This window comes from Bacillus gaemokensis (assembly GCF_001590835.1).
Taxonomy (GTDB): Bacteria; Bacillota; Bacilli; order Bacillales; family Bacillaceae_G; genus Bacillus_A; species Bacillus_A gaemokensis.
In genome coordinates this window covers 465,502-491,933 of sequence record NZ_LTAQ01000001.1, presented here as the reverse complement: position 1 = coordinate 491,933, position 26,432 = coordinate 465,502, and the positions used below count along the sequence as shown (strand labels likewise).

The window sequence follows — 26,432 nt, the reverse complement described above, 5'->3', positions numbered from 1 at the left end:
AAGAAAGACCGCATTTCCTAAAAGGAAGCGCGGTCTTTCTTTTTATTTTTTTTACCTTCAATCACGGTTAAGTGAGATTGTTTTTTCTTCCGTTTTAATAAGGATGGATTTCCTTTTTTACCTTTGTCATCGGAAGTATTTCGCTTTAATAAAGAATTGCTTAGGGGTGCTACATTTTGTTTTCCGTATTTTCGGTTCGATTGTTTCGCAGCACGCTTATAGGAGTTTTGCGAATTGGCTGAACCGCTGGAGTTTGTAAACATTTTATATAGCAAGTAAAAGATACCGACAACAAGTAACATGATGCCAATGTTTTTTAACATTCCATATGGATCTGTAATTACAGATGAAATGAGACCAAATATTGCTAACCCAATAATAAGTACAAAAAAAGCGAACATAAACGAACGACCGTTCATAAGGAACACCTCCTAAAAACATATATTAAAATTAGTATATTAGCGATGAGGAAAGGAATTGAACATCATTTTTAAATTATTGTTGTTTGTTTTCTAAACGTAATAATTCTTCGAATGATGCAATCGCAACTTCAACCTGGTCATTTGCTGGCTCTTTTGTTGTTAATAGTTGAAGCCATAATCCTGGGTATCCTAATACACGTAAAATTGGAATATCTCGTAAGCGATTTGTAAACTGCAAGACTTCAAATGAAATACCAAGAACAACTGGAATTAATAAAATTCGGTTCACAACTCGGGCCCAAAGAGGATCTGTTGGAACAAGAAAGTAGACGAACATGCCAACAATGACAGTAAATACAATAAAACTACTACCGCAACGATAATGGAGTCGAGTTTGTTTTTGAACATTCTCTACAGTCAAAGGGAGTTTGTTTTCATAAGCATTAATAACTTTATGCTCTGCACCGTGATATTGAAATACGCGTTTAATCAGTGGTGTGAGTGACACAATGTATATATAGCTAAGCAAAAGAATGAGCTTAATAATGCTTTCGACAATAATTTGCCCAGTATGAGATGGGAAAATAGGTCGTGTCAATTCCGCTAACAGCGCTGGAACAGCTGTGAAAATGACTTTGCCGAATATGAATGATAAGACTCCGACTGCTGCTACTCCTAGTATCATCGTTAATTTTGATTGTTCTTCCTTTTTTTGTGCCAGTTGTTCATCGTCTTCAGGATGAACATCAAATCGTTCGGAAGCAAAGTTTAAATGCTTTGCTCCATTGGCACTTGCATCAATGATAGCGGCAATTCCTCGTAAAAATGGAACTTTTTTTAGCGCAGATGATACTTTATTACGAACACGTGGTAATCGATAAAATTCGATTGATTTATCTTTACGACGAATCGCTGTAACAGTATATTCTCTACCGCCAAACATAACTCCTTCTATGACTGCTTGCCCGCCATATATTTGTTTTTTCTCCTCTGCCATGTTTAACACCAACCTGTACTTGTTTCTCTCTTATGTAGAAAAGAGGTAATTGTCACACTTGGTTCTGTCATTGTGAGATTTGACAATCACCTAGTTTCCTTTATTTTATCGACAAATACAAGCTGATGACAAGGGAAATTGTTACGAGAGTAGGACATTTCTTATTCTTTTTATAGACAAATTTCGCATAATTTAAACATGCATCAAAATAGTTTCGGACATACTAGTAAGCGGAGGTGTCGATGTGAAGCAAGAACAATCAATGACAAAGAAGTTTGTACAGATTGGTTTATTTGGTGGTGTTTTTTGGGGAAGTATATGGTATTTCCTTCATGTTTTTTCATTTACGGAAGCTGGACCGAACTATTTCCTTTTACCGTTTGAGTTTGGAGCATGGAAAGAAGGGGTTTGGGGAAACGTGTTAGGCATTGTTTGTATGGGGCTCCTTTCCATTTTAGTAGCCCTTCTCTACAAAGCCATTTTCAAAAGATTTGAAGGGGTATTACCAGGAGTGCTTTATGGCCTCTTTTGGTGGGGGATTTTGTTTTTCGGAATCGGCTCGATTGCACCTGTTATTAAAAGTGCACTTCAGTTACCGAAAGAAACAATTGTAACAACAATATGTATTTTTATTTTATATGGTGTATTTATTTCATATTCTGTTTCGTTTGAAGCAAACAATGTGAATCAAGGAGAAGGATTAGAGTAGACAAACTATTCAAATAAGTAACTCCTGTGTTAGAATGTTGTATAGACATTTTTATATTAAGGAGTTTAAGTATATGAAAAAAGTACTCCTCGTTAACGGCCCTAACTTAAATCGTCTCGGTGTTCGAGAGGTGAATGTATATGGGAAAGGAACGTTGGTATCATTAGAAGAAGAGATGAAGAAAGAAGCAGAGAAATTGGGAGTGGAGTTAGAATGTTTTCAATCGAATCATGAAGGTGCTCTTATTGACATCATTCATGAAGCTGATGACATATATAGAGGAATCATTCTAAATCCAGGAGCATTCACGCATTATAGCTATGCGATTCGAGATGCAATTGCAAGTATTTCGATTCCGGTTATTGAAGTACATATTTCTAACATTCACCAACGCGAATCGTTTCGTCATGAATCTGTGACGGCAGCTGTCACGGCGGGACAAATTGTTGGATTTGGTTTTTATGGCTATAAGTTAGCGTTATTTGCATTATTGGAGAAACTGAGGGAGGCATAAACCGATGGAAAAGATTACGAAATTAAGAAGTGCATTTGGAGAAGCTAGCATTGATGGAATTTTAGTAACGAATGAGTATAGTCGTAGATACATGACAAATTTCACAGGCACAGCTGGTGTTGTACTTATTTCTAATGAGCGTGCACTGTTTATTACGGATTTTCGTTACGTAGAGCAAGCTGGTAAACAAGCAGTTGGTTATGAAATTGTACAGCATACAGGACCAATTCTTGATGAAGTTGCTAAACAAGTGAAAAACTTGGGAATTCAAAAGCTTGGTTTTGAGCAAGATACTCTTACATATAGCTCTTATACAGCACATAAAGAAGCCATTGAAGCTGAATTTATCCCAACTTCTGGGCTTGTAGAAAAGTTACGCTTGATTAAGACGGATTCAGAGATTAAGATATTAAAGGAAGCTGCACAGATTGCAGATGCTGCCTTTGAACATATTCTATCATTCATTCGCCCAGGAGTATCTGAAATTGAAGTGTCAAATGAACTTGAATTTTTCATGAGAAAACAAGGAGCAACATCTTCTTCGTTTGATATTATCGTTGCTTCAGGACTTCGTTCAGCATTGCCACACGGTGTGGCATCTGAAAAAGTGATAGAAAAAGGAGATTTCGTAACATTAGACTTCGGTGCTTATTATAAAGGATATTGTTCTGATATTACGCGTACAATTGCAGTCGGCGAACCATCTGATAAATTAAAAGAAATTTATAATGTCGTTTTAGAAGCACAGCTTCGCGGTGTGAACGGCATTAAAGCTGGTTTAACTGGTCGTGAAGCCGATGCATTAACACGTGGCTACATAACGGAAAAAGGATACGGTGAATATTTCGGACATTCTACTGGTCATGGAGTAGGGCTTGAAATCCATGAAGCACCGGGCTTAGCATTCCGCTCTGAAACGGTACTTGAGCCAGGTATGGCTGTAACAGTAGAGCCGGGCATTTATATTCCAGGTGTTGGCGGTGTACGTATTGAAGATGATATCATCGTAACAAGTGAAGGTAATGAAGTAATCACGAAATCTCCAAAAGAACTTATTATTTTGTAATACACAGGAGGATTTTTTGCATGATTTCAGTAAATGATTTTCGTACAGGTTTAACAATTGCGGTAGACAATGGCCTTTGGCAAGTACTTGATTTCCAACACGTAAAGCCAGGTAAAGGCGCAGCGTTCGTTCGCTCTAAATTACGTAACCTTCGCACAGGCTCTGTTCAAGAAAAAACATTCCGTGCTGGTGAAAAAGTAGAAAAAGCACATATCGAAAACCGTCGTATGCAATACTTATACGCGAGCGGTGAGTCTCACGTATTTATGGATAACGGAACTTATGAACAAATCGAACTTGGTGAAGCTCAAATCGAGCGCGAGCTAAAATTCTTAAAAGAAAACATGGAAGTATCTATTATGACGTACCAAGGTGAAGTACTTGGCGTTGAGCTTCCAAATACTGTTGAGTTAAAAGTTGTAGAAACAGAACCAGGTATTAAAGGTGATACAGCTTCTAACGTAACAAAACCAGCTACATTAGAAACTGGCCTTGTTGTACAAGTGCCAATCTTTATTAACGAAGGCGAAATGCTTATCATTAACACAGGTGAAGGTAAATACGTTTCTCGTGCATAGTAAAAAAAGCACTCGTGATGATCACGAGTGCTTTTTTATGTGAAATAAGGTAGATAATAAATGATGCTTGTAATAAGACTGATAGCTATAAGACTGATTGTTCCCATTATGTAAGGATTCCAAATGAATCGGAATGGTTTTACTATCCCTGTTTTGTATATAGCGTGATCCACATTTGCACTAAGATTGATATTTAACGTAAGCAACCAAATAACACCGAATATCGCTAAACTCCCAAGAAAGAAGATCTCCATAAATGACCAATCAACGATTTTTGAAAAAAGATAGATGCCGACAAACTCAAATGCGATTGTCATAATAAATTTAATTGCTTTCACTGCAAAACCTCCTAATCATTTAATTTCATCCACTTTAAAAAGTTTTCTCGAGATACAACATGTAGTACGCAAGGGAATCTTGTTTCTTTTTCTAACGCTGCATGTTCATCTGGAAATTGTTTTTCTACATGTAATGAAATGTAAGGTAGTTTTTCCTGTGCCTTTAAAGAACGGATATTAGTAGTTTTGGCACCGGCAAATACGTATGTAAGATTCAATTCCTCAAATGCAATTTTAAAAATTTCTTTTTTAGCAGCTTCATTGTACCCTTTTCCCCAATATGAATAGCCGAGCCAGCTACCGATATGGGATGTCTTTTTTTCGTGGTTGATATGCTTGAGGGAAGTAATGCCAATTATTTCTTGCTTTTCATTTAAAATAACTCTTGATAAAGAGCGTTTTTGCTGTTCTTCTTCCATTGCAAAACGAATAAATGTTTTTGTATCTTCTACAGATTCTACTTTTAGTCCTAACGCGTCTTTCACATGTGAATCACTTGATAATGTAAAAATGATTTCTGCATATTGTAAATTAAGTGGTAATAATGTTATGTGCTTCATCAAAAATCTCCTTTCTTGTATTAAATATAACATAAATTAATTATAATATTCAGATTTTAATGATAACTGATGCGAAAAATATGTTTTTACTTCTGAAATAGACAACCTCTGCATATGGTTGTACAAATATATTCTTTTTGAAATACGGCTTTTTCACTGAGCCTAAGAAGCTGTTCGAAAAGTAATTGCTAGGAGAGAAGGTGGAAGGATGAAACAGTGGCTGGCGGCAATGGAAACATCTGTGCTTGTTATGGGGCTGCTTAGATTGTTTTCAGGTAGTGTGGAAGTGTTCGCCGCTTTGCTTATGCTCTATGTAAATGATGCGAAAAAAGCATTATTTATAAACGGTATGTTGGCATTTGTTGGACCGACTATATTAATTCTAACGATGTCAATCGGTATTGCGAGCGTTGCAAGTGAGATTTCTTTTTTAAAGCTGTTTTTTCTAACTCTTGGAATTGGCTGTATTTTTATTGCAGTGTTGAAATAGTAAGTCAAGTCTGGTGGGGAGAAGCTGATGAAAGAAGTATTAGAGGTTTTACCGAAAACGATGAAACAGTTTATTGAAGGCTGTGAACAATATAGCTCATTAGAAGAAATTCGAGTTCGAATTGGAAGACCGCTTGAATGTATTGCATATGGAAAGGTGTTTTTTTATGACTATATCGTTACAGCAGAGGATGCCATCTACTTATTAAATAAGCTGAGTCAATATTCTATTTATACGATGGAAGAGGAATTAAAACGTGGGTATGTTACCTTGCGAGGTGGCCACCGAATTGGATTGGCAGGAAAGGTAATTACGGAGAAGAGTGCAGTGAAGATGATTCGGGATATTTCATCATTTAATATTCGGATTGCTCGTCAAAAAATTGGAATTGCTGAGCCGCTCTTGTCTTATTTGTACGATTCACGCTGGTTAAACACAATGGTGATTGGCCCACCGCAAACAGGGAAAACAACACTTCTAAGAGACGTAGCACGTTGTATGAGTCAAGGAGTTAGTTCTTATAAAATACCCTCATGCAAAGTGGGAATTGTTGATGAACGCTCTGAAATTGCCGGATGCGTAAAAGGAATTCCGCAATATGAATTTGGTCCACGTGTTGATGTGCTGGATGCATGTCCAAAGGCAGAAGGAATGATGATGATGATTCGTTCGATGAGTCCGGATGTATTAATTGTTGATGAGATTGGGCGCCAGGAAGATAGTGAAGCGATTATGGAGGCGGTGCATGCTGGTGTTCAGCTTTTTATAAGTGCGCACGGATTTTCTTTTGATGATGTAATGAAACGACCATCTTTAAAGGCTGTGGTGGAGCTTGGTGTGTTTGATCGCTTTATTGAATTATCAAAAGCAAAAGGACCTGGAACGGTTGTTCAAGTGAAGGATAGAGATGGAAATTCTATTCAAAGAAGAGGCAAGGTTCAAAGCGTATGGTGAAAATATTTGGTGCGGTGTTAATTGTAGCGGTTACTACTTTCTTTGGTTTCTCTTACGCGAAAAGGTATAGTGAACGTCCGCGGCAACTCAGACTTTTAAAAGCAGCACTTCAATCGTTAGAAGCTGAGATTATGTATGGACATACGCCATTATCGGAAGCAGCGGAACGTTTAGTGAAACAAATGCCAAAACCGTTGAATTGGATATTTCACAGTTTCTCCAGGCGGTTAGAAAGCGGTGAACAGACAGTTAGGGAAGCTTGGATGGATAGTTTAGAAGAGAACTGGAAATTAACCGCATTTAGACAAACAGAATACGAGATACTGCAGCAATTTGGTGAAACGCTAGGGCAGCACGATCGCGAATCACAGCAAAAGCATATTCGTTTATGTATTACACATTTAGAAAGGGAAGAAGGAGAAGCGAAAGCGTTGCAACTTCAATATGAAAAGATGATAAAGAGTTTAGGTGTGTTAGCAGGACTACTTATCGTAATTTTACTGCTATAGGGGGGAGAAAGGCGATGTCCATTGATGTTGGATTAATATTTCAAATCGCCGGAATCGGCATTGTTTTAGCGTTCATTCATACAGTACTAAAAGAATTAAAACGAGAAGATATTGCAAATTGGGTCATTCTCGTTGGCTTTGTCGTTATTTTGTTTCATGTTGCATTTTTGATTAATACTTTGTTTGACAAGATTAAAAGTGTCTTTCTCTTCCAGTAAAGGGGGCGGTTCGAATCGAGATTATCCAAATTGTCGGATTAGGCCTCGTTGCAACATTTTTGGCTGCTGTTTTAAATCAACATAAATCGAGTATTACCTCATTGTTTATTGTGTTCATCGGGAGTGTAATGTTTCTTCTACTTATTGATCAAATTCATTCTATTTTAAGAATGATAGAGCGGGTTGCAAGTGAAGCGAAAGTAAGCAACGTATACGTAGAGACGCTGCTGAAAATCATTGGAATTGCTTATATTGCAGAGTTTGGTGCGCAAATTACAAAAGATGCTGGACAAGGTGCGATTTCCTCCAAAATTGAACTGGCAGGGAAAATTTTAATTCTTGTAATGGCAATTCCTATTTTAACGGTGGTAATTGAAACAATTCTTGGTTTTTTACCTACGGGATAAGGGGGGAGTGAATGTTGCGAAGGCTCGGAGCAAAGCTACTGTTTGCTTGCTTCCTCTTCTTTTCTTTACCGATTGTCGTACAAGCTTCTCCTGTAGAAAAAAACGTCGTAGATCAACAATTGGATAAGCTAGGAATTGAAGATGTGAAGCAGTATTGGGACGGGATTGTTACAAAGTATGGTGGCTATTTACCAGAGAGCCAAAAGGGAAGTTTTATGGAATTCGTAAAGGGCGAAAAGGAGTTTTCTATAAAAGAATGGATGATAGGGTTATTAAAATATTTATTTCATGAGCTTGTTGCGAATGGGAAACTGCTTGGGACCCTCATTATGCTCACAATTTTTAGTGCTTTATTACAATCTTTACAAACGGCCTTTTCAAAGAGCAGCATTAGTAAAATTGCAGATGCAGTCGTATACATGGTGTTAATTATTTTTGCTTTAAATAGTTTTTATGTGGTAATGACGTATGCACGAGAAACAATTCAAACAATGGTAGATTTCATTTTAGCCTTATTGCCAATTTTACTAGCACTGATAGCAACTGGGGGCGGGGTCGTATCGGTATCATTTTTTCACCCGATTATTATCTTTTTAATGAACACAAGCGGGCTCCTGATGAACTATATTGTACTCCCGCTCTTATTACTTGCAACGATTTTAAGCATTGTGAGTACAATGAGCGATCAATATAAAGTAACAAAATTGTCCAAGCTGTTGCAAAATGTAAGCGTTGGGATTATCGGGATTTTTTTAACAGTTTTTCTCGGCGTATTATCGGTGCAAGGGACAGCAACAGCTGTTGCTGATGGAATTGCTGTTAAAACAGCGAAATTTGTAACGGGGAACTTTATTCCGGTTGTGGGACGAATGTTTACAGAAGCGGCGGATACGGTCATTAGTGCGTCTGGATTGTTAAAAAATACGGTAGGAATTATCGGGCTTGTTATTTTGTGCTTAATCGTTGCTTTTCCAGCAATTCAAATCTTTTGTATTGCGTTTATTTATAAATTTGCTGCAGCAGTACTTCAGCCGGTTGGCGGAGGAGCAATTATTCAGTGTCTAGATATTATTGGACGAAGTATCATCTATGTATTTGCGTGCTTAGCTATCGTATCTTTTATGTTCTTTTTAAGTATCACCATTATTATTGCCGCAGGGAATATTACCCTTATGATGCGATAGGAGGTGAAAGGTATGCAATTTATTACCGAGTGGATTAGAAATATTATCGTCTTTTTACTCTTAGCGACAATGCTCCACCTCATCCTTCCTAACTCAAATTTACAAAAGTATGTCAAGTTTGTTGTGAGCTTATTGTTAGTTGTATTAATCTTAACGCCACTCTTTAAATTGTTACAAACAGATGTGAGTGAAGTCATTGCAAATTTCAATGAAGAAAAATACGTAGCAGATGGATCAATAAAAAATTCAATTGATGATAAGAAAAAAGAAATACAAGCTTCACAACGTGCATATATTTTAGAACAGATGGCTGTCCAAATGAAAAAAGAAGTTGAGAAAGAACTTGAGAAAAAGTATGGCATGACAGTGTCCACTGTAAAAGTAATTGCAGCAGAAAATAAGGAAGAAGTAAAAACAACGAAAGATATTCAATCTGTGATGGTGACGCTAAAAGAAGCTGAATCGAATAAGAAGGATACAATTGAAACAGTAAAACAGGTTGAAATTAACACGAAAGAACCATGGAAAACGTCAGAAGAAACAAATGTAGAAATGAAACAGTTCTTTTCAAATCAATGGCAGCTAGAAGGTAAACAAATCCAAGTTCAAATGGAAGGGGGGACAGGTAGAGTAAATGGACAATAAAGATAAGAAATCGAAACTCTCATTTTTTCGCAACTTATTGAAAGGGGACGAAAAAGATGACAAAGAGAAAGGGAAGAAGGTAACACCGAAGTTTTTACTTGTCCTACTTATACTTGGAATGTTGCTCATGTTTTCTAGTAATTTCTTTCAACCGAAAAAACAAGAAGTACCTGTGTTTAAAGAAAAAACAGCGCAAGAGACAGAGGAAGATGTACCAACCTTTGGTCAAAAAAATAGCGATAATATGTCAACTATAGAAAAATATGAAAAAGCATACGAGCAAGAATTGAAATCTTCACTAGAAGATATAAAGGGAGTAAAAGATGTATCTATTGAAGTGAATTTAGATTCATCTGAAGAAAAAATACTCGAGAAAAATACGGTAAAGCGGTCACAAACAACAGGTGAAACCGATAAAACAGGAGGCAAAAGGCAAGTGGAAGATGAGTCTCTTGATGAAAAGACAGTTATTATACGCCAAGGTGATAAAGAAACTCCAATTGTTTTACGAACAGAGAAACCGAAAGTACGAGGTGTTCTTGTCGTAGCAAAAGGAGTGGATAATATACAAATAAAAGCATTGGTAAGGGAAGCGGTGACGCGTATGCTTGATGTGCCATCTCACCGCGTTGCAGTATTACCAAAAAAGAGTTAGGGAGGAAATAAAGTGTTAAAAAAACAAACAGTTTGGTTATTAACGATGTTAAGTTTAGTTGTTGTACTATCTGTTTATTACGTAACAACACCTGAGAAAATGAATAATGTAACGCCGACAGCAAGCGAAAAGATTGGACAAGAAAAACAAGGTGCTGAAAAAGAGGTAACGAAAGAAACAACAAATAAAGAAGATGGTAAGACAGGAGCAACGAAAGAAACAACAAATAAAGAAAATGGCAAGGCAGGAGCGACAAAAGAAACCTCAAATAAAGAAAGTGATAAAAAGGAAACAAGTAAAAAAGAAAGTAATGTATCAGTTCAATCAAGTGATGAAGACTTTACAGCGCTGCGCTTGAAAATGGATGATCAACGTAGTGCAGAGAAAGAAAAGTTGCAGGATGTTATGAAATCAACAAAATCTTCAGCTGAGGAAATCAGTAAGGCAAAAGCAGATTTTGATGCTCTAAATGATGTTGCAACAAAAGAAGGATTGCTTGAAACATTTATTAAATCGCAAGGAGGCTATAAAGATGCGCTTGTAAGAGCAGAGGGAAATAATATTAAAGTAACCGTAAAAGCAGCAAAACATTCACAAAAAGAAGCAAATAAAATTATTCAACTTGTTCGAAGTGAAGCTGGATCAAAAGATGTAGGTGTTAAGTTTGATCCAGTGAAGTAAAATTATGCAAAAAAGCTATCGTTTTCGATAGCTTTTTTCTATTTCATCTCTATGTTCTCTTTCGATTTTTTCAATTGGGAAAGGCGAAATGCGCTGGGAATAAAAAATTAAAGGTTCGTGGTAATGGTGATTGCTTTTTCCAAATTTTATATGGATGAAGATGACGGTGAACCAAATGATTACAGCCGGTAGAAATAAAATGAGCCATAGCATATTTCCGCACCTCACTTTACTATATTTTCTTGCACTTTGAACATACTATTCTTATGTGAAGGCAGAATGAACGGCTTGTAAATAAAAAAATAATATTTGGTAAAAATATGTTTTTTAGATGGATAGAATGAAGTGAGAACAGGGAATAAAAGCTTTACATTGTAAGTTTAAAAGAAACAAAAAATATGTTTTTTTAGAAGTGGTCTTGCCAATTTTGAGTGAAACTTGGTATTATTACTAGGTAATAATTTTTTAGTGAAATAATATTTTTACAGGAGTTTCAATTTATCGCACAGAAATATAAATTGGAATGTTAAAAATATTTATCGTAAGATGAGAATAGTAAATATTGTTATTCATGAGTGTCATAAGAATAATCTTTCTAGTAGAATGAATCGTATTTTTACGGTCAATACAGATCTGTAAAAACGGGACAAACAATTGTATGGGAGTGGATTTTACATGTTTAAAATTCAAGAAGTTCGTGAACTAATTAAATTAATTGATAGCTCTAACATTGATGAATTTGAATACAAAAAAGATGGTACGACAATTAAAATGAAAAAGCGTGGTAATGAACTTGCTTCCATGCAGGCAGCTCCAGTAGCAAAGCAAGCGTTGCAAACACCTGCTGTAGAAGTTGAAACTACGGTAGCAGCGGCACAGGTAGAAGTACCGAAACAGGAAGAGAAGAAAGCTGTTCAAGATGAGAATTTACATAAAATCACATCACCGATGGTAGGAACATTCTATTCTTCTTCTTCACCTGATACACCTCCATACGTAAGTGTTGGGGATCGAGTGTCAAAAGAATCTATTGTGTGTATTATCGAAGCGATGAAGTTGTTTAATGAGATTGACGCAGATGTAGAGGGCGAAATTGTTGAGATTCTTGTTAATAACGGACAACTTGTAGAGTATGGACAACCGCTATTTCTTGTAAAAGCGTAATAAGGGAGTCTTTGTGATGATAAAAAAAGTATTGATAGCCAATCGTGGGGAAATTGCTGTACGAATTATTCGTGCTTGTAAAGAGATGAATATTGAATCAGTCGCTATTTATTCAGAGGCGGATAAAGAATCACTTCATGTGCAAATCGCAGATGAAGCGTATTGCGTTGGGCCAACGATGTCAAAAGAAAGCTATTTAAATTTAACAAACATTATAAGCGTTGCAAAATTAACGGGTTGTGATGCGATTCACCCTGGATATGGGTTTTTAGCTGAAAATGCGGATTTTGCAGAACTGTGCCGTGAATGTAACTTGATTTTTATCGGGCCTAGCCCAGAAGCTATTTCAAAAATGGGCACAAAAGACGTTGCTCGTGATACAATGAAAAAAGCAGGGGTTCCAATTGTACCGGGTTCACAAGGGATTATCAAAAACACAGAAGAAGCGATGGAGCTTGCAAATAAAATTGGATATCCTGTGATTATTAAAGCAACTGCAGGTGGCGGTGGAAAAGGGATTCGTGTTGCCCGCCATGAAGAGGAGCTTGTAAAAGGAATTCAAATTACACAACAAGAAGCTAGTACCGCTTTTGGGAACCCTGGTGTATACTTAGAAAAGTACGTTGAAGATTTCCGTCATGTTGAGATTCAAGTAATGGCAGATACACATGGCAATGCGATTCATTTAGGAGAGCGTGATTGTACAATTCAGCGCCGTTTGCAAAAACTATTAGAAGAAAGTCCTTCTCCTGCTCTTGATGCAAATATTCGTGAGCAAATGGGGGAAGCGGCAGTGAAAGCAGCGGTAGCGGTTGATTATACAGGTGCTGGTACGGTTGAGTTTATTTATGAATATAAAACGAAAAGCTTTTACTTTATGGAGATGAACACGCGAATTCAAGTAGAACATCCAGTTACAGAGATGGTAACAGGGCTCGACTTAATTAAAGAACAAATTCGTGTTGCTTCTGGAGAAAAGCTATCGCTACAGCAAGAACAAGTACAATTTAAAGGCTGGGCAATTGAATGTCGAATTAATGCGGAAAACCCTGCCAAAAACTTTATGCCATCTCCAGGTAAAGTAGAAATGTATCTACCACCAGGAGGATTTGGTATTCGCGTCGATTCAGCTGTTTATCCTGGTTATTCAATTCCACCTTTTTATGATTCGATGATTGCGAAATTAATTGTTCACGGAAAAACACGTGAAGAAGCAATTGCAAAAATGAAGCGAGCACTTAGTGAATTTGTCATTGAAGGCGTACATACGACAATCCCGTTCCATTTACAATTGCTAGATCATCCTGATTTTATAAAAGGTGAATTTAATACGAAGTTTCTAGAAGAGCATGAACTTGTGACGCAGTGATAAAGTGAAACTTCTATCAGTGGAACGTTTTATCTCCGCCAATAGAAGCCCTCACGAATCAAGTGCCAACGAGCAGGGATCTCCTAGTTATCTTTATTTGCTCTTTAACATATTGAGAAGGAGTTTACTGCCCGTTGGTGCGGGATATATTTAAAGGAGGTTTTTTTCATGGCTGAACATATGTTAGATATGGGTCAAGATACAACTCTTGGAAAAGTAGAAATTGCACCAGAAGTAATTGAGGTAATTGCAGGTATCGCTGCTGCTGAAGTAGATGGTGTATCGGCAATGCGTGGAAACTTCGCTACAGATGTTGTTGAGAAATTAGGAAAGAAAAATCATGGTAAAGGTGTAAAGGTTGAATTAGCAAACGAAGATATTATTGTTGACGTTTACGTTGTTATGTATTTTGGTGTAGCAATTCCAGTTGTTGCACAAAAAATTCAAGATAATATTCGCCAAGCGCTCTTTACAATGACAGGTCTTGAGCCAAAAGAAGTGAACGTTCACATCGTTGGCGTAACATTCGAAACGCAAAAAACAGAAATCGAACCAGTGTAAGAATGAGAAGGTGCCTTGTCAAATAGGCACCTTTTTTCTCGTTTCATTTCTTCACATATAAAACCCTTTAATTATTATACTATTTTAAAAATACAAAATATAAAAAGAGAACGAAGTGTTTTTCCAAAAAACGTACATTGTGATATGATATGGAACTTGAAGTTAATTTTTTTATTATTTTTCAGCCTTGTAACTCGTGTATGAAATGATAAATTGTGTTATTATCATTGTATTATAAGGTTGAAAAATCAATGAAAACTGTAAGAGTAAGTAAATTGACGGCTTATAAATTATAATAATATAACAAAACATAAGGAAAGACTTGAGATATAAAGGAGAGTTACAATGAAACGTAGGACGGCTAGAGAAAGAGCGATGCAAGCATTATACCAAATGGATATTACTGGAGAATTAGAGCCTGAAGTAGCGGTAGAAAATACGTTAGAAGAGGGCGAAGAAACAAATGAATTTTTAAATTCACTTGTTGTTGGATTTGTGGAACATAAAGAAGCAATTGATGAAGCAATTCGTCAAAATTTAAAGAAGTGGAAACTAGAACGTATCAGTATTGTGGATCGCAGTATTTTACGCTTAGCTGTGTATGAAATGAAATACATGGAAGAAATTCCACACAACGTAACAATTAACGAGGCAATTGAAATTGCCAAAACATTTGGGGATGAGGAATCTCGTCGTTTTATAAACGGCGTTTTATCTAATATAAAAGATACACTGTAATTTCTTTAAGGGGGAATCTTAAAATGGTAGCAGTAATCATCAAAGGAAATGAAGTTGCGGAGAAAAAACGAGCACAATTAAAAGAAGAAGTTGTGAAGTTGAAAGAACAAGGAATTGTACCAGGACTAGCAGTTATTTTAGTTGGAGAAGATCCAGCGTCTCGCTCTTATGTAAAAGGAAAAGAAAAAGGCTGTGAACAAGTTGGAATTTATTCAGAGCTAATTGAGTTTCCAGATACGCTTACAGAAGAGCGTTTGTTAGCCGAGATTGATCGCTTAAATGGAGATGACCGTATTAATGGGATATTAGTACAATTACCTTTACCGAAACATATTGAAGAGAAAGCTATCATTGAAAGAATTTCGCCTGAAAAGGATGTCGATGGATTCCATCCAATTAGTGTTGGTCGTATGATGACAGGCCAAGATACATTCCTTCCATGTACACCGCATGGCATTGTAGAGTTAGTAAAAGAAACTAATCTTGATATTGCAGGAAAACACGTTGTTGTAATTGGAAGAAGTAATATTGTTGGAAAACCAGTAGGACAACTATTTTTAAATGAAAATGCGACTGTAACATACTGTCACTCCAAAACGAAAAATATAAAAGAATTATCGAAGCTAGCTGATATTTTAATTGTCGCTGTTGGAAGAGCAAAAATGGTAACAGCTGACTATATAAAAGAAGGCGCAGTTGTAATTGATGTTGGTGTGAATCGTTTAGACACAGGAAAACTATGCGGTGATGTTGATTTTGAAAATGTATTGGATATTGCAGGGTTTATTACACCGGTACCAAAAGGAGTCGGTCCAATGACAATTACAATGCTTCTTCATAATACAGTGGAATCTGCAAAACGCGCAGGTGTAGTTTGTAAATAATTTGAATCGGCTATGAGGAGAGAGAGATGGAAAAGCAATATTTAACCGTTACAGCATTAACACGCTATATAAAAACAAAAATAGAGTATGACCCGCATTTGCAGTCTGTTTGGTTAAAAGGAGAAATTTCAAACTTTAAAAATCATAGCCGTGGCCATATGTATTTCACATTAAAAGATGAAAATGCAAGAATAGCAGCGGTTATGTTTGCGGGTCATAATCGCAATATAAAATTCAGACCAGAAGATGGGATGAAAGTACTTGTAAAAGGGAAAATCTCTGTATATGAGGCAAGTGGTTCCTACCAAATTTATGTTCATGACATGCAGCCGGATGGAGTTGGAAACCTTCACCTAGCCTATGAGCAATTAAAGGTGCGCTTAGAGGAAGAAGGGTTGTTTTCTCAAGTCTATAAACAATCAATTCCTGCATATCCAAAAACAATTGGTGTCATTACATCACCAACAGGAGCGGCGATTCGAGATGTTATAACGACGATCACACGTCGTTATCCAATTGGAAATGTAATTGTATTTCCGGTACTTGTACAAGGGGAGTCAGCAGCTCCCTCGATTGTACAAGCGATTCAAATGGCAAATGAGATGAATGATGTAGATGTATTAATTGTCGGACGTGGTGGTGGTTCGATTGAGGAATTATGGGCTTTTAATGAAGAAAGTGTTGCACGGGCAATTTTTGCAAGTGAGATTCCAATTATCTCAGCTGTTGGACATGAAACTGATTTTACGATAGCTGATTTTGTATCGGATTTACGTGCGCCAACGCCAACAGCAGCAGCAGAGCTTGCAGTACCGAATGTACTCGAATTAAACGAGAAAGTATTGCAACGGACGCTTCGTCTGCAAAGAGCAATGCGAGAAATGTTACATAAAAAGCAAGAACGACTACAAGTGTTGCAAAAGTCGTATGCATTTCGTTATCCAAAGCAAGTGTATGAACAAAAGGAAGAGCAGTTAGATCGAGCACTTGAGCAACTTATTTTAGCGAAAGAACGCTATATAGAGAAAAAGGTAAATCAGTTAAAACAATTTTCATTCTATTTAGAGAAGCATCATCCTTCTCAAAAAATTTCACAAACGAAGACAGCGATAGAAACGCTGCAAAAGCAATTGCAACGTGAAATGCAAACAGTACTGCAAACGAAAGAATTCACATTTATGAGGGCAGCTCAAAAACTAGAGGCGTTAAGTCCTCTTAAAGTAATGATGAGAGGCTATGGACTTGTATATAGTGAAAAGAAGCAAGTACTAAAAAGTGTGAAAGATGTCGGACTTGGTGAAGCTGTTTCAGTACAATTGCAAGATGGAATATTAGATTGTAACGTGTTGGGCATAGAGGAGCGTGAATTGAATAATGGAAAATAAATTAAGCTTTGAAGAAGCAATTTCGCAGCTTGAACATCTCGTTTCTAAGCTCGAACAAGGTGATGTTCCTTTAGAAGAAGCGATTTCATACTTTAAAGAAGGTATGGAGTTGTCTAAGCTCTGTGATGAGAAGTTGAAAGATGTACAAGAACAAATGGCAGTTATCCTTGGAGAAGATGGGGAACTTCGGCCATTTACTGCTTTGGGAGATGAAGCATAGTGGCATATGTAGCTTTTGATGCTTTTGTGAAAGAGAGTAAAACTTTCGTAGAAGAACAGCTTGAGCACTATGCAAATCAATTGCAATGCCCAAATGTGCTTCGTGAAGCGATGGCATATTCATTGGAAGCGGGCGGAAAACGTCTCCGTCCGTTGCTTTTATTTGCAACGTTGCAAGCGTTTGGAAAAGAGCGAGCACTTGGAACCGGAGCGGCTTGTGCTCTTGAAATGATTCATACGTATTCGTTAATTCATGATGATTTACCATGTATGGATGACGATGATTTAAGACGAGGGAAGCCAACGAACCATAAAGTATTCGGCGAGGCAATGGCTGTTTTAGCTGGTGATGGATTGTTAACATATGCTTTCCAAGTGGTGACATCATATCACCATGAAGAAGTTTCTGTAGAAAAGAAATTAAGACTTGCGCTTGAGCTTGCGAAAGCAGCGGGACCGGAAGGGATGGTTGCTGGGCAAGTGGCGGATATGGAAGCGGAAGGGAAGCAACTTACGCTTAGTGAATTAGAATACGTTCATAAGCATAAAACAGGGCGATTATTAGAATTTGCTGTACTTGCAGGTGCTGTGCTTGCTGGAGCTACATCGGAGCAAGAACAGCAGTTACTTGCATTTGCGAAATATATTGGTCTAGCTTTTCAAATTCGTGATGATATTTTAGATGTAGAAGGAATCGAAGAAGAGATTGGAAAGCCGATTGGTAGTGATGCTTCCAATGAAAAAAGTACATATACGACATTATTTACAATAGATGAGGCAAATAGTATCTTAGAAGAAACAATTGTCAAAGCGAAAGAAGCAATTGTTTCTTTACAATTACAAGATGAATATTTATTATCCATTTGTGATTTAATTGCAAAGCGTAATAACTAATATAAGAGCGTTTCCATTTGTTGAGTCATTCATCATTTTGTGGTATAAATGTAGAAAAAGGTTTTTCTTTTCTTGTTCTTGGCAAAAATATATCTAGAATACGTTGCCGTTATCACTTTGTGTTAGCGGCTCTTTTTTCATCGTATAAAGAAGCTCTACTTATGAAAGAGGTATTTCACTGTCTGAGGAAGATGGTGGATTGTCTGCTAAAGCAAGATAGGGTAGAGTGTAATAGGAAATACAATGAAGAATTTCTTGTGTTGTGCAAATGTTTTTTATAATATTTGACATGTTGACAGATTATGATACGAAAGTGAGTGATCCATGTGGATCTAACGCAAATTCAAGACCCTAGTTTTTTGAAAGGTATGTCTATCAGTGAACTAGAGGAATTGAGTGAGGATATTCGTAAGTTTTTAATTAAAGAGCTCTCTCAAACAGGTGGACATATTGCTCCTAACTTAGGTGTAGTAGAACTCACAATTGCTCTGCATAAATTATTTGATAGTCCAAAGGATAAATTTTTATGGGATGTAGGACATCAATCCTATGTACATAAAATTTTAACAGGACGTGCAAAAGAATTTGGCACATTAAGACAATATAAAGGTCTATGTGGTTTCCCGAAACGCTGTGAGAGTGAACATGATGTATGGGAAACCGGTCATAGTTCGACTTCGTTATCTGCTGCAATGGGAATGGCTCTAGCACGTGATTTAAAGAAAACGAAAGAATATGTGATACCCGTTATTGGTGATGGCGCTTTGACTGGCGGAATGGCTTTAGAGGCACTAAACCATATCGGGCATGAAAAAACAGATATGATTGTTATTCTTAATGATAATGAAATGTCAATTGCTCCGAATGTTGGAGCGCTTCATAATGTGCTTGGACGCCTGCGTACTGCTGGGAAATACCAATGGGTAAAAGATGAGCTAGAGTACTTGCTCAAGAAAATTCCGGCAGTTGGGGGGAGAGTTGCAGCAACTGCCGAGAAGGTAAAAGATAGCTTGAAATATTTACTTGTATCAGGTGTCTTCTTTGAAGAGTTAGGTTTTACATATTTAGGTCCAGTTGATGGACATAGTTATGTAAATCTATTTGAGACGTTGCAATATGCGAAGAAAACAAAAGGTCCAGTGCTGGTTCATGTCATCACGAAAAAAGGAAAAGGTTATAAACCGGCCGAGAGTGATGTTGTTGGAACTTGGCATGGAACAGGACCGTATAAAATCGAATCTGGTGATTTTGTAAAGCCGAAAGAGGTTGCACCAGCATGGAGCTCAGTTGTAAGTGAAACTGTACGTAAGCTCGCAAGAACAGATGAACGTATTGTTGCGATTACACCAGCGATGCCTGTTGGTTCTAAACTTGAAAAGTTTCATCAAGAATTTCCGAATCGTATGATCGATGTAGGAATTGCTGAGCAACATGCGACGACGATGGCTGCAGGGATGGCGACACAAGGAATGAAGCCATTTTTAGCAATTTATTCAACGTTTTTACAACGGGCATACGATCAAGTTGTTCATGATATTTGCCGTCAAAAGTTAAATGTATTCATTGGCATTGATCGCGCGGGGTTAGTTGGAGCCGATGGTGAAACGCACCAAGGTATATTTGATATCGCATTCTTACGCCATCTGCCAAATATGGTGCTTATGATGCCGAAAGATGAAAATGAAGGACAACATTTAGTGTATACGGCGATGCAATATGAAGATGGTCCAATTGCACTACGTTATCCACGTGGAAATGGGCTTGGAGTTCCGATGGATGAAGAATTGAAAGCTATTCCAATTGGTACATGGGAGACTTTGAAAGAAGGTACGCAAGCGGCAATTTTAACGTTTGGTACAACAATTCCAATGGCAATGGAAGCGGCTGAGCGTCTTGAAAAAGCTGGCGTTTCAGTGGAAGTGGTAAATGCGCGTTTTATTAAGCCAATGGATGAAACATATTTACATGAACTTTTAGGGAAAAACACACCAATTTTAACAATTGAAGAGGCTTGTTTAATTGGTGGATTTGGAACAGGGGTAGCGGAATTTGCTACGGAGCACGGATATCATAGTGCTTTAATTGAACGAATGGGTATTCCGGATCATTTCATTGAACATGGCAGTGTTACAAAGTTGTTAGAAGAAATCGGTTTAACGACAGATGCTGTTGTAGATCGTATTCATACAATGATTCCATCAAAACAAAAAAGGGCGTAACAAATGAGTGTAAAAAAAGAAAGAGTAGATGTACTATTAGTAGAGCGAGGGCTTATCGAAACACGTGAAAAGGCGAAACGTGCTGTTATGGCAGGACTTGTATACGCAAACGAGATGAGACTCGATAAGCCGGGAGAAAAAATCCCTCAAGATACACCGATTACGGTGAAGGGACAAGTTATGCCGTACGTAAGCCGCGGTGGTTATAAATTAGAAAAGGCATTAGAGACGTTCCATCTTGATTTACAAGATAAAGTCATGTTAGATATTGGTTCATCAACTGGTGGCTTTACAGATTGTGCCCTGCAAAATGGAGCAAAGTTATCTTATGCTTTAGATGTAGGCTATAATCAACTTGCTTGGAAGCTTCGTCAAGACGAGCGTGTTGTTGTTATGGAGCGAACGAATTTCCGTTATGTGACACCGGCAGATTTAGGACGTGGATTGCCGCAATTTGCTAGTATCGATGTTTCATTCATATCATTAAAACTCATTCTTCCAGTTCTAAAAACAATTCTTACTACAAATGGTGATGTTGCAGCTTTAATTAAGCCGCAATTTGAAGCCGGGCGAGAGCAAGTTGGGAAGAAGGGAATTGTCCGCGACCGGAAAGTACATGAAGCGGTTGTAGAAATGATTGTCGATTTTGCGATAAAAGAAGGATATGATGTTGAAAGCTTAACATTCTCACCTATTACAGGTGGAGACGGTAATATTGAATTTTTAATTCATTTAAAATGGCATGGTGAACGTGAGAGCGGTAAAAATCATTCTCCAGTTTCTGTAGAACAAGTTGTTACAGAAGCACACGAAGCATTAAAACAAAAAGGGAAAGGGGAATAACGGTTGTTGTTCCTCTTTTTGTTGGAATTGTATAATGATTGTAAAAACAATTGTGTACAAGTAAACGATTATACGTTAACATAAATAAGTGAAGTATACCAATGTTTAAACTATGGTAAGAGATAGTGTGAGGTGCAAATGTATGAATAAAGGTCAGCGCCATATTAAAATCAGAGAAATTATCGCAAATAAAGAAATTGAAACACAAGATGAATTAGTTGATATTTTACGTAATGAAGGCTTTAATGTAACGCAAGCAACAGTATCTCGTGATATTAAAGAATTGCACTTAGTAAAAGTGCCATTACATGATGGTCGCTATAAATATAGCTTACCGGCAGATCAACGATTTAACCCGTTACAAAAATTAAAACGTAATCTAGTTGATTCGTTTGTAAAGTTAGACACAGCTGGACATATGCTGGTGCTAAAAACATTACCTGGTAACGCGCATGCGCTTGGAGCACTTATTGATCATTTAGAATGGGATGAGATCATTGGTACCATTTGTGGTGATGATACTTGCTTAATTATTTGCCGTACACCTGAAGATACAGGTGTTGTATCAGATCGTTTCCTAAATATGCTGTAACAAAAAAATCTTGTTTATTTTTTCGCTAAAGAAGCGGAAAGTAAACAAGATGTTTTTTGTTATGGAGAAAATAAATGAATGTACAGTAGAATATCTTGTTTTTTTAGAATAATATTAAGAAATCGCTCCATTGACCCGTAAAACAAATGTTTGGTACAATGGAGCGGGCTAGAAGAGTAAAATTTACATACAACATATATAGATAACTACTTGAGTGAAAAACGCTCAGCGAAAGCCCTTTTTAGGGGATTAGTTTATAACGAGGTGAATGGGCATTGTTATCGGAATTATCGATTAGAAACTTTGCTATTATTGAGTCATTAAATATTTCTTTTCAAAAAGGCTTAACCGTTTTAAGCGGTGAAACAGGGGCCGGAAAGTCGATTATTATTGATGCAATTAGCTTACTTGTTGGTGGCCGTGGTTCGGCTGAATTTGTTCGATACGGAACAGAAAAGGCTGAAATTGAAGGTTTATTTTATGTAGAGGATGATAAGCATCCGTGTATTGCGAAGGCAGAAGAATTGGATATTGAAATTGAAGATGGGATGATGATTTTAAAACGTGACATTGCTGCAAATGGAAAAAGTGTATGTCGTGTAAATGGTAAGCTTGTCACATTAAGTATATTAAAAGAAATTGGAAAAACGCTTGTTGATATTCATGGGCAACATGAGACGCAAGATTTAATGAATGAGGAACGCCATTTATTTATGCTCGATCATTTCGATGGGGATCGTATTGTGAACCAATTGGAAGTATATCGTGAGGTATATGGTAAGTATGAACAGTTAAAAAGGCAGCTTAAATCATTAACAGAGAATGAACAGCAAATGGCACATCGGTTAGATTTAATTCAATTCCAGCACGAGGAAATTCGCAAAGCTGATTTGAAAGTCGATGAAGAATATGAATTAACCGAAGAGCGACTAAAAATCTCTAACTTCGAAAAGATTTATAAAGCGTTAGGTGATGCGTATCGCTCATTAAGTGAGGATGGTCAAGGACTTGATCATATCCGAAATGCAATGGGACAAATGGAGAGTATCACACATTTAGATGAGGCTTATCAGGAGAATCATGATTCAATTGCAAATAGCTATTATTTATTAGAAGAAGTTGCCTATCAGCTTCGTGAAAAGCTAGATATGATGGAATATGATCCGAAACGTTTAGATGAAATTGAAACGCGTTTAAATGAAATTCGTATGCTGAAGAGAAAGTATGGAAATACTGTAGAAGAGATTTTAGCGTATGCTGATAAAATAGAACAAGAAATTTTTACGATTGAGAATAAAGATGTGCACATTGAAACGACGAAAAAGAAATTAAAAGAATCAGAAATCGTGATTTTGAAAGAAGCGACGTTATTAAGCGATATGCGTCATGGACTTGCAGATCATCTTACAACTGCAATTCACCAAGAATTAAAAGAACTGTATATGGAAAAAACGAAATTTGAAGTAAGAATTACAAAAAGAGAAGGTAGTATAGATGATCCGCTTGTAGAAGGTACGCCGGTAAAACTTACGGCGGATGGATATGATCATGTGGAGTTTTATATTTCAACAAATCCAGGTGAACCGCTAAAACAACTTTCAAAAGTAGCCTCGGGCGGAGAGTTATCTCGTATTATTTTAGCTTTAAAGAGCATTTTTTCTAAGCATCAAGGTGTTGCATCTGTCATTTTTGATGAGGTGGATACAGGAGTGAGTGGACGAGTTGCACAAGCGATTGCAGAAAAGATTTATCGCGTATCTGTAAATTCACAAGTACTTTGTATTACGCACTTACCTCAAGTAGCATCGATGGCGGATTCACATTTATTTATCCGTAAACAAGTTGCGAATGATCGGACGATTACATCAGTTACTGTATTAAGCATGGATGATAAGGTAACAGAGATTGCTCGAATGATTTCTGGCGTGGAAATTACTGATTTAACGACGGAACATGCAAAAGAGTTACTTACGCAAGCACATCATTTTAAACAGACAGCAGAGGCTATCCAATAATGGATAGCTTTTTTGCTCAAATGATGATTTCTTAATTCTTCCGGTTATAAACAAAGCGTTGAAAGGAGAAATTAAAAGGTGAAGCCAATAGGCTGAATGTAGGGTAGGAGCGAGGAGAGTGAACGAATTGAAAATAGAGCAATTTCGAAAAATAATAGGTCTTTGTCTCCTTGTTTCGTTAATTTTTATTGGATGTTTTAAACCACTTCGGACGTTTATTTCATCCCCGAAGCAACTCGTTATTTTTGAAGGACAACAATCAGAAATATCATCATTGCCAGTTTTTCAGGCTTCATCTACAAATCATAATGTTTTTACAGTAAGTTCAAATAAAGAAGCGCAAGGACTTATGGTAAATTCTCACCAAAATGGTGAAGCGGATATGGTTTTTCAACTTGCTGGTTTTCCAGTGAAAAAAGTAAATGTTAAAGTGTTAAAAGACTTTAAAGTAGTCCCAGGTGGTCAATCTATTGGAGTGAAGTTGAATACAAAAGGTGTACTTGTTGTAGGGCATCATTTAATTCAAACAGAAAGAGGAAAAGTATCTCCTGGAGAAATGGCTGGCGTACAGGTTGGGGATATGATTACCGAAATTAATGGGAAAACGATTGAGCGGATGAGTGATGTAGCGCCGTTTATTCATGATAGTGGAAAAACAGGTGAGCCACTTAACCTTGTTTTATTAAGAGATGGTAAGTACATTCGGACAAAATTAAAGCCACAAAAAGATAATGGTGAGTCTTCTTATCGAATTGGTCTATATATTCGTGATTCAGCTGCTGGCATTGGTACAATGACTTTTGTTCATCCAGATTCTATGAAATATGGAGCGCTTGGTCATGTGATTTCTGATAATGATACAAAGAAACCAATTCAAGTAGAAGATGGACAGATTGTTCGTTCAACAGTTACATCTATCGAACGCGGTAGTCATGGAAATCCAGGAGAAAAATTAGCAAGATTTTCACCGGACCGTGAAGTGATTGGAAATATTACAACGAATAGTCCGTTCGGTATTTTTGGTAAATTAAATACAGGTATGAAAAATGGAATAATGGATCAAGCTCTGCCAATTGCATTATCTTATCAAGTAAAAGAAGGACCAGCAAAAATATTAACAGTTATCGATCAAGATAAGGTAGAAGCATTCGATATTGAAATTGTAAGTACAGTACCACAAAAATTCCCAGCTACAAAAGGGATGGTTGTAAAAGTGACAGACAAACGTTTATTAGCAAAAACAGGCGGTATTGTGCAAGGAATGAGTGGTAGTCCAATCGTTCAAAATGGAAAAGTAATCGGAGCGGTTACACATGTGTTTGTAAATGATCCAACTTCAGGGTACGGTGTTCATATTGAATGGATGTTACATGAAGCAGGAATTAACATTTATGAACAAGAGAAAGAAGCAAGCTGACATATTTCAGCTTGCTTTTTTCTTGAGAAATTCGTTGAAATTTTGTAAAAGCTCCGCAAGAGCTGTTTTTTGTTGTAAAATAAAAGCAAAGGGTGGACGTTTCGTTGTAATCCTATGATGGAATGTGTAAAGAAAGAAAATAAATGAACGATAAAGATATTTTTTTGTGATTTTATCGAAAATTAAGAAACTTTAAAAGGGAAATTTCACACAATTGTCGAACAATTCATGTAGCCTAGAAGCTTACACATGTCGGGAGAATCGATTCGGTAAGGGAGGAAAAGTTGTGGAGAAAATTAAAGTGTGTCTTGTAGATGATAATAAGGAACTAGTATCGATGCTAGAAAGTTATGTTGCTGCTCAAGATGATATGGAAGTAGTCGGAATTGCGTATAATGGTCAAGAGTGTTTAAATTTACTGAAGGAAAAACAACCGGATGTACTTGTTTTAGATATTATTATGCCACATTTAGATGGTCTAGCAGTACTGGAGAAAATGCGACATATCGAGCGATTGAAACAGCCGAATGTTATTATGTTAACGGCGTTTGGTCAAGAAGATGTAACGAAAAAAGCAGTTGATTTAGGTGCTTCTTATTTCATCTTAAAGCCATTTGATATGGAGAATTTAACAAGTCATATACGTCAAGTAAGCGGTAAAACGAGTATGACAATTAAACGGCCACTACCATCTTTCCGATCTGCAACAACAGTAGATGGAAAACCGAAGAATCTAGATGCGAGTATTACAAGCATTATTCACGAAATTGGTGTACCAGCTCATATTAAAGGATACATGTATTTGCGAGAAGCGATTTCTATGGTATATAACGATATTGAACTACTTGGTTCTATTACGAAAGTCTTGTATCCAGATATCGCGAAAAAATACAATACAACAGCTAGCCGTGTAGAACGTGCAATCCGTCATGCGATTGAAGTAGCATGGAGCCGTGGGAATATTGATTCAATCTCGTCCTTATTTGGTTATACGGTATCAATGTCAAAAGCAAAACCTACGAACAGTGAATTCATCGCAATGGTTGCGGATAAGTTAAGGCTTGAACATAAGGCTTCGTAAACGTTGTTGTATTAAGGTTTTTTAATGTGTAGGAGTAATGTAAAGTTATCAACAAACTTCTTTTCGTACCAACAAATAACGTTAATGTATTTTAATAAACACCGTCTTTTATTGGTTTGTAAAT

At 36.9% G+C, this 26,432-nt stretch carries 32 protein-coding genes; 27 read left to right on the top strand and 5 right to left on the bottom strand.

Annotation, left to right across the window (positions count from 1 at the left end; translation table 11 throughout):
* Window positions 1–17: 17 nt before the first annotated feature.
* Together AZF08_RS02600 and AZF08_RS02595 are read right to left on the bottom strand one after the other, a co-directional pair.
* Window positions 18–419, bottom strand: coding sequence for an SA1362 family protein (locus tag AZF08_RS02600; protein WP_033672484.1), 402 nt, complete (start codon window positions 417–419; stop codon window positions 18–20).
* Between the two features lie 76 nt (window positions 420–495).
* Window positions 496–1,419: a DUF1385 domain-containing protein gene (locus AZF08_RS02595; protein WP_033672483.1), complete on the bottom strand. Its 924-nt coding sequence runs from the start codon at window positions 1,417–1,419 to the stop codon at window positions 496–498.
* A 244-nt stretch (window positions 1,420–1,663) separates the two neighbouring features.
* Between AZF08_RS02595 and AZF08_RS02590 the strand changes: the two genes are divergently transcribed.
* From AZF08_RS02590 to efp, 4 genes are all read left to right on the top strand, one after another.
* Window positions 1,664–2,128, top strand: a complete 465-nt coding sequence (locus AZF08_RS02590) for a YqhR family membrane protein (protein ID WP_033672482.1) — start codon at window positions 1,664–1,666, stop codon at window positions 2,126–2,128.
* Window positions 2,129–2,201: 73 nt separating this feature from the next.
* Complete coding sequence (gene aroQ / locus AZF08_RS02585; protein ID WP_033672481.1) at window positions 2,202–2,642, top strand: type II 3-dehydroquinate dehydratase; 441 nt, start codon at window positions 2,202–2,204, stop codon at window positions 2,640–2,642.
* A gap of 4 nt (window positions 2,643–2,646) precedes the next feature.
* Window positions 2,647–3,708 (top strand): Xaa-Pro dipeptidase, encoded by a 1,062-nt coding sequence (gene pepQ, locus AZF08_RS02580; protein ID WP_033672480.1) that lies wholly within the window; start codon window positions 2,647–2,649, stop codon window positions 3,706–3,708.
* A gap of 20 nt (window positions 3,709–3,728) precedes the next feature.
* The gene (gene efp, locus AZF08_RS02575) at window positions 3,729–4,286 is read left to right on the top strand and encodes an elongation factor P (RefSeq protein ID WP_033672479.1); all 558 of its coding nucleotides are present in this window, start codon (window positions 3,729–3,731) and stop codon (window positions 4,284–4,286) included.
* A 35-nt stretch (window positions 4,287–4,321) separates the two neighbouring features.
* Here efp and AZF08_RS02570 read toward each other — a convergent pair whose 3' ends face one another.
* Window positions 4,322–4,624, bottom strand: a complete 303-nt coding sequence (locus AZF08_RS02570; RefSeq protein WP_033672478.1) for a hypothetical protein — start codon at window positions 4,622–4,624, stop codon at window positions 4,322–4,324.
* Between the two features lie 11 nt (window positions 4,625–4,635).
* Window positions 4,636–5,184: a GNAT family N-acetyltransferase gene (locus AZF08_RS02565; RefSeq protein WP_033672477.1), complete on the bottom strand. Its 549-nt coding sequence runs from the start codon at window positions 5,182–5,184 to the stop codon at window positions 4,636–4,638.
* Window positions 5,185–5,392: 208 nt separating this feature from the next.
* Between AZF08_RS02565 and AZF08_RS02560 the strand changes: the two genes are divergently transcribed.
* The 9 genes from AZF08_RS02560 to AZF08_RS02520 are packed head-to-tail and all read left to right on the top strand — an operon-like array spanning window position 5,393 to window position 10,927.
* Window positions 5,393–5,674, top strand: a complete 282-nt coding sequence (locus AZF08_RS02560) for a YqhV family protein (RefSeq protein ID WP_033672476.1) — start codon at window positions 5,393–5,395, stop codon at window positions 5,672–5,674.
* Window positions 5,675–5,701: 27 nt separating this feature from the next.
* Window positions 5,702–6,628 carry a stage III sporulation protein AA gene (spoIIIAA, locus tag AZF08_RS02555; RefSeq protein ID WP_033672475.1) on the top strand — a complete coding sequence of 309 codons (927 nt, stop codon included), beginning with the start codon at window positions 5,702–5,704 and terminating at the stop codon, window positions 6,626–6,628.
* A complete protein-coding gene (spoIIIAB, locus tag AZF08_RS02550) occupies window positions 6,622–7,137 on the top strand; it encodes a stage III sporulation protein SpoIIIAB (RefSeq protein WP_033672473.1) in 516 nt (171 codons plus the stop codon). Before spoIIIAA ends, spoIIIAB begins: the two co-directional genes overlap by 7 nt.
* A 14-nt stretch (window positions 7,138–7,151) precedes the next feature.
* On the top strand, window positions 7,152–7,355 hold the full coding sequence (gene spoIIIAC, locus AZF08_RS02545) for a stage III sporulation protein AC (RefSeq protein ID WP_000020914.1): 204 nt from the start codon (window positions 7,152–7,154) through the stop codon (window positions 7,353–7,355).
* Between the two features lie 23 nt (window positions 7,356–7,378).
* Complete coding sequence (spoIIIAD, locus tag AZF08_RS02540) at window positions 7,379–7,762, top strand: stage III sporulation protein AD (protein WP_082245973.1); 384 nt, start codon at window positions 7,379–7,381, stop codon at window positions 7,760–7,762.
* Between the two features lie 11 nt (window positions 7,763–7,773).
* Window positions 7,774–8,946: a stage III sporulation protein AE gene (gene spoIIIAE / locus AZF08_RS02535; protein ID WP_033672471.1), complete on the top strand. Its 1,173-nt coding sequence runs from the start codon at window positions 7,774–7,776 to the stop codon at window positions 8,944–8,946.
* 12 nt (window positions 8,947–8,958) lie between these two features.
* On the top strand, window positions 8,959–9,591 hold the full coding sequence (spoIIIAF, locus tag AZF08_RS02530) for a stage III sporulation protein AF (RefSeq protein WP_033672470.1): 633 nt from the start codon (window positions 8,959–8,961) through the stop codon (window positions 9,589–9,591).
* A complete protein-coding gene (gene spoIIIAG / locus AZF08_RS02525) occupies window positions 9,581–10,246 on the top strand; it encodes a stage III sporulation protein AG (RefSeq protein WP_033672469.1) in 666 nt (221 codons plus the stop codon). The genes spoIIIAF and spoIIIAG overlap by 11 nt, the downstream gene beginning before the upstream one ends.
* 12 nt (window positions 10,247–10,258) lie before the next feature.
* Window positions 10,259–10,927, top strand: coding sequence for a SpoIIIAH-like family protein (locus tag AZF08_RS02520; RefSeq protein WP_033672468.1), 669 nt, complete (start codon window positions 10,259–10,261; stop codon window positions 10,925–10,927).
* A 15-nt stretch (window positions 10,928–10,942) separates the two neighbouring features.
* Here the strand turns inward: AZF08_RS02520 and AZF08_RS30665 are convergent, their stop codons facing one another.
* On the bottom strand, window positions 10,943–11,140 hold the full coding sequence (locus AZF08_RS30665; protein WP_082245972.1) for a DNA recombination protein RecO: 198 nt from the start codon (window positions 11,138–11,140) through the stop codon (window positions 10,943–10,945).
* Window positions 11,141–11,602: 462 nt separating this feature from the next.
* Between AZF08_RS30665 and accB the strand changes: the two genes are divergently transcribed.
* The 14 genes from accB (at window position 11,603) to spo0A (ending at window position 26,308) form a co-directional block, all read left to right on the top strand.
* Window positions 11,603–12,091 carry an acetyl-CoA carboxylase biotin carboxyl carrier protein gene (gene accB / locus AZF08_RS02515; protein WP_033672466.1) on the top strand — a complete coding sequence of 163 codons (489 nt, stop codon included), beginning with the start codon at window positions 11,603–11,605 and terminating at the stop codon, window positions 12,089–12,091.
* A gap of 16 nt (window positions 12,092–12,107) precedes the next feature.
* Window positions 12,108–13,460 (top strand): acetyl-CoA carboxylase biotin carboxylase subunit, encoded by a 1,353-nt coding sequence (accC, locus tag AZF08_RS02510; protein ID WP_033672465.1) that lies wholly within the window; start codon window positions 12,108–12,110, stop codon window positions 13,458–13,460.
* 168 nt (window positions 13,461–13,628) lie between these two features.
* The gene (locus AZF08_RS02505) at window positions 13,629–14,021 is read left to right on the top strand and encodes an Asp23/Gls24 family envelope stress response protein (protein ID WP_033672464.1); all 393 of its coding nucleotides are present in this window, start codon (window positions 13,629–13,631) and stop codon (window positions 14,019–14,021) included.
* A gap of 345 nt (window positions 14,022–14,366) precedes the next feature.
* Complete coding sequence (gene nusB, locus AZF08_RS02500; RefSeq protein WP_033672462.1) at window positions 14,367–14,759, top strand: N utilization substance protein NusB; 393 nt, start codon at window positions 14,367–14,369, stop codon at window positions 14,757–14,759.
* Window positions 14,760–14,782: 23 nt separating this feature from the next.
* Complete coding sequence (folD, locus tag AZF08_RS02495) at window positions 14,783–15,643, top strand: bifunctional methylenetetrahydrofolate dehydrogenase/methenyltetrahydrofolate cyclohydrolase FolD (protein ID WP_033672461.1); 861 nt, start codon at window positions 14,783–14,785, stop codon at window positions 15,641–15,643.
* Window positions 15,644–15,669: 26 nt separating this feature from the next.
* Entirely contained in the window at window positions 15,670–17,028 is a 1,359-nt protein-coding gene (xseA, locus tag AZF08_RS02490) for an exodeoxyribonuclease VII large subunit (RefSeq protein WP_033672460.1), read from the top strand.
* A complete protein-coding gene (xseB, locus tag AZF08_RS02485) occupies window positions 17,018–17,248 on the top strand; it encodes an exodeoxyribonuclease VII small subunit (protein WP_033672459.1) in 231 nt (76 codons plus the stop codon). Before xseA ends, xseB begins: the two co-directional genes overlap by 11 nt.
* Entirely contained in the window at window positions 17,248–18,141 is an 894-nt protein-coding gene (locus AZF08_RS02480) for a polyprenyl synthetase family protein (RefSeq protein ID WP_033672458.1), read from the top strand. Before xseB ends, AZF08_RS02480 begins: the two co-directional genes overlap by 1 nt.
* A gap of 326 nt (window positions 18,142–18,467) precedes the next feature.
* The gene (gene dxs, locus AZF08_RS02475; protein ID WP_033672457.1) at window positions 18,468–20,360 is read left to right on the top strand and encodes a 1-deoxy-D-xylulose-5-phosphate synthase; all 1,893 of its coding nucleotides are present in this window, start codon (window positions 18,468–18,470) and stop codon (window positions 20,358–20,360) included.
* Between the two features lie 3 nt (window positions 20,361–20,363).
* Window positions 20,364–21,203 carry a TlyA family RNA methyltransferase gene (locus AZF08_RS02470; RefSeq protein WP_033672456.1) on the top strand — a complete coding sequence of 280 codons (840 nt, stop codon included), beginning with the start codon at window positions 20,364–20,366 and terminating at the stop codon, window positions 21,201–21,203.
* Window positions 21,204–21,345: 142 nt separating this feature from the next.
* Window positions 21,346–21,795 (top strand): arginine repressor ArgR, encoded by a 450-nt coding sequence (gene argR, locus AZF08_RS02465; RefSeq protein ID WP_001032579.1) that lies wholly within the window; start codon window positions 21,346–21,348, stop codon window positions 21,793–21,795.
* A 275-nt stretch (window positions 21,796–22,070) separates the two neighbouring features.
* On the top strand, window positions 22,071–23,810 hold the full coding sequence (gene recN / locus AZF08_RS02460; protein ID WP_033672454.1) for a DNA repair protein RecN: 1,740 nt from the start codon (window positions 22,071–22,073) through the stop codon (window positions 23,808–23,810).
* A gap of 118 nt (window positions 23,811–23,928) precedes the next feature.
* The gene (spoIVB, locus tag AZF08_RS02455) at window positions 23,929–25,227 is read left to right on the top strand and encodes a SpoIVB peptidase (protein ID WP_033672453.1); all 1,299 of its coding nucleotides are present in this window, start codon (window positions 23,929–23,931) and stop codon (window positions 25,225–25,227) included.
* Window positions 25,228–25,513: 286 nt separating this feature from the next.
* Complete coding sequence (spo0A, locus tag AZF08_RS02450) at window positions 25,514–26,308, top strand: sporulation transcription factor Spo0A (RefSeq protein ID WP_033672452.1); 795 nt, start codon at window positions 25,514–25,516, stop codon at window positions 26,306–26,308.
* Window positions 26,309–26,432: the final 124 nt, after the last annotated feature.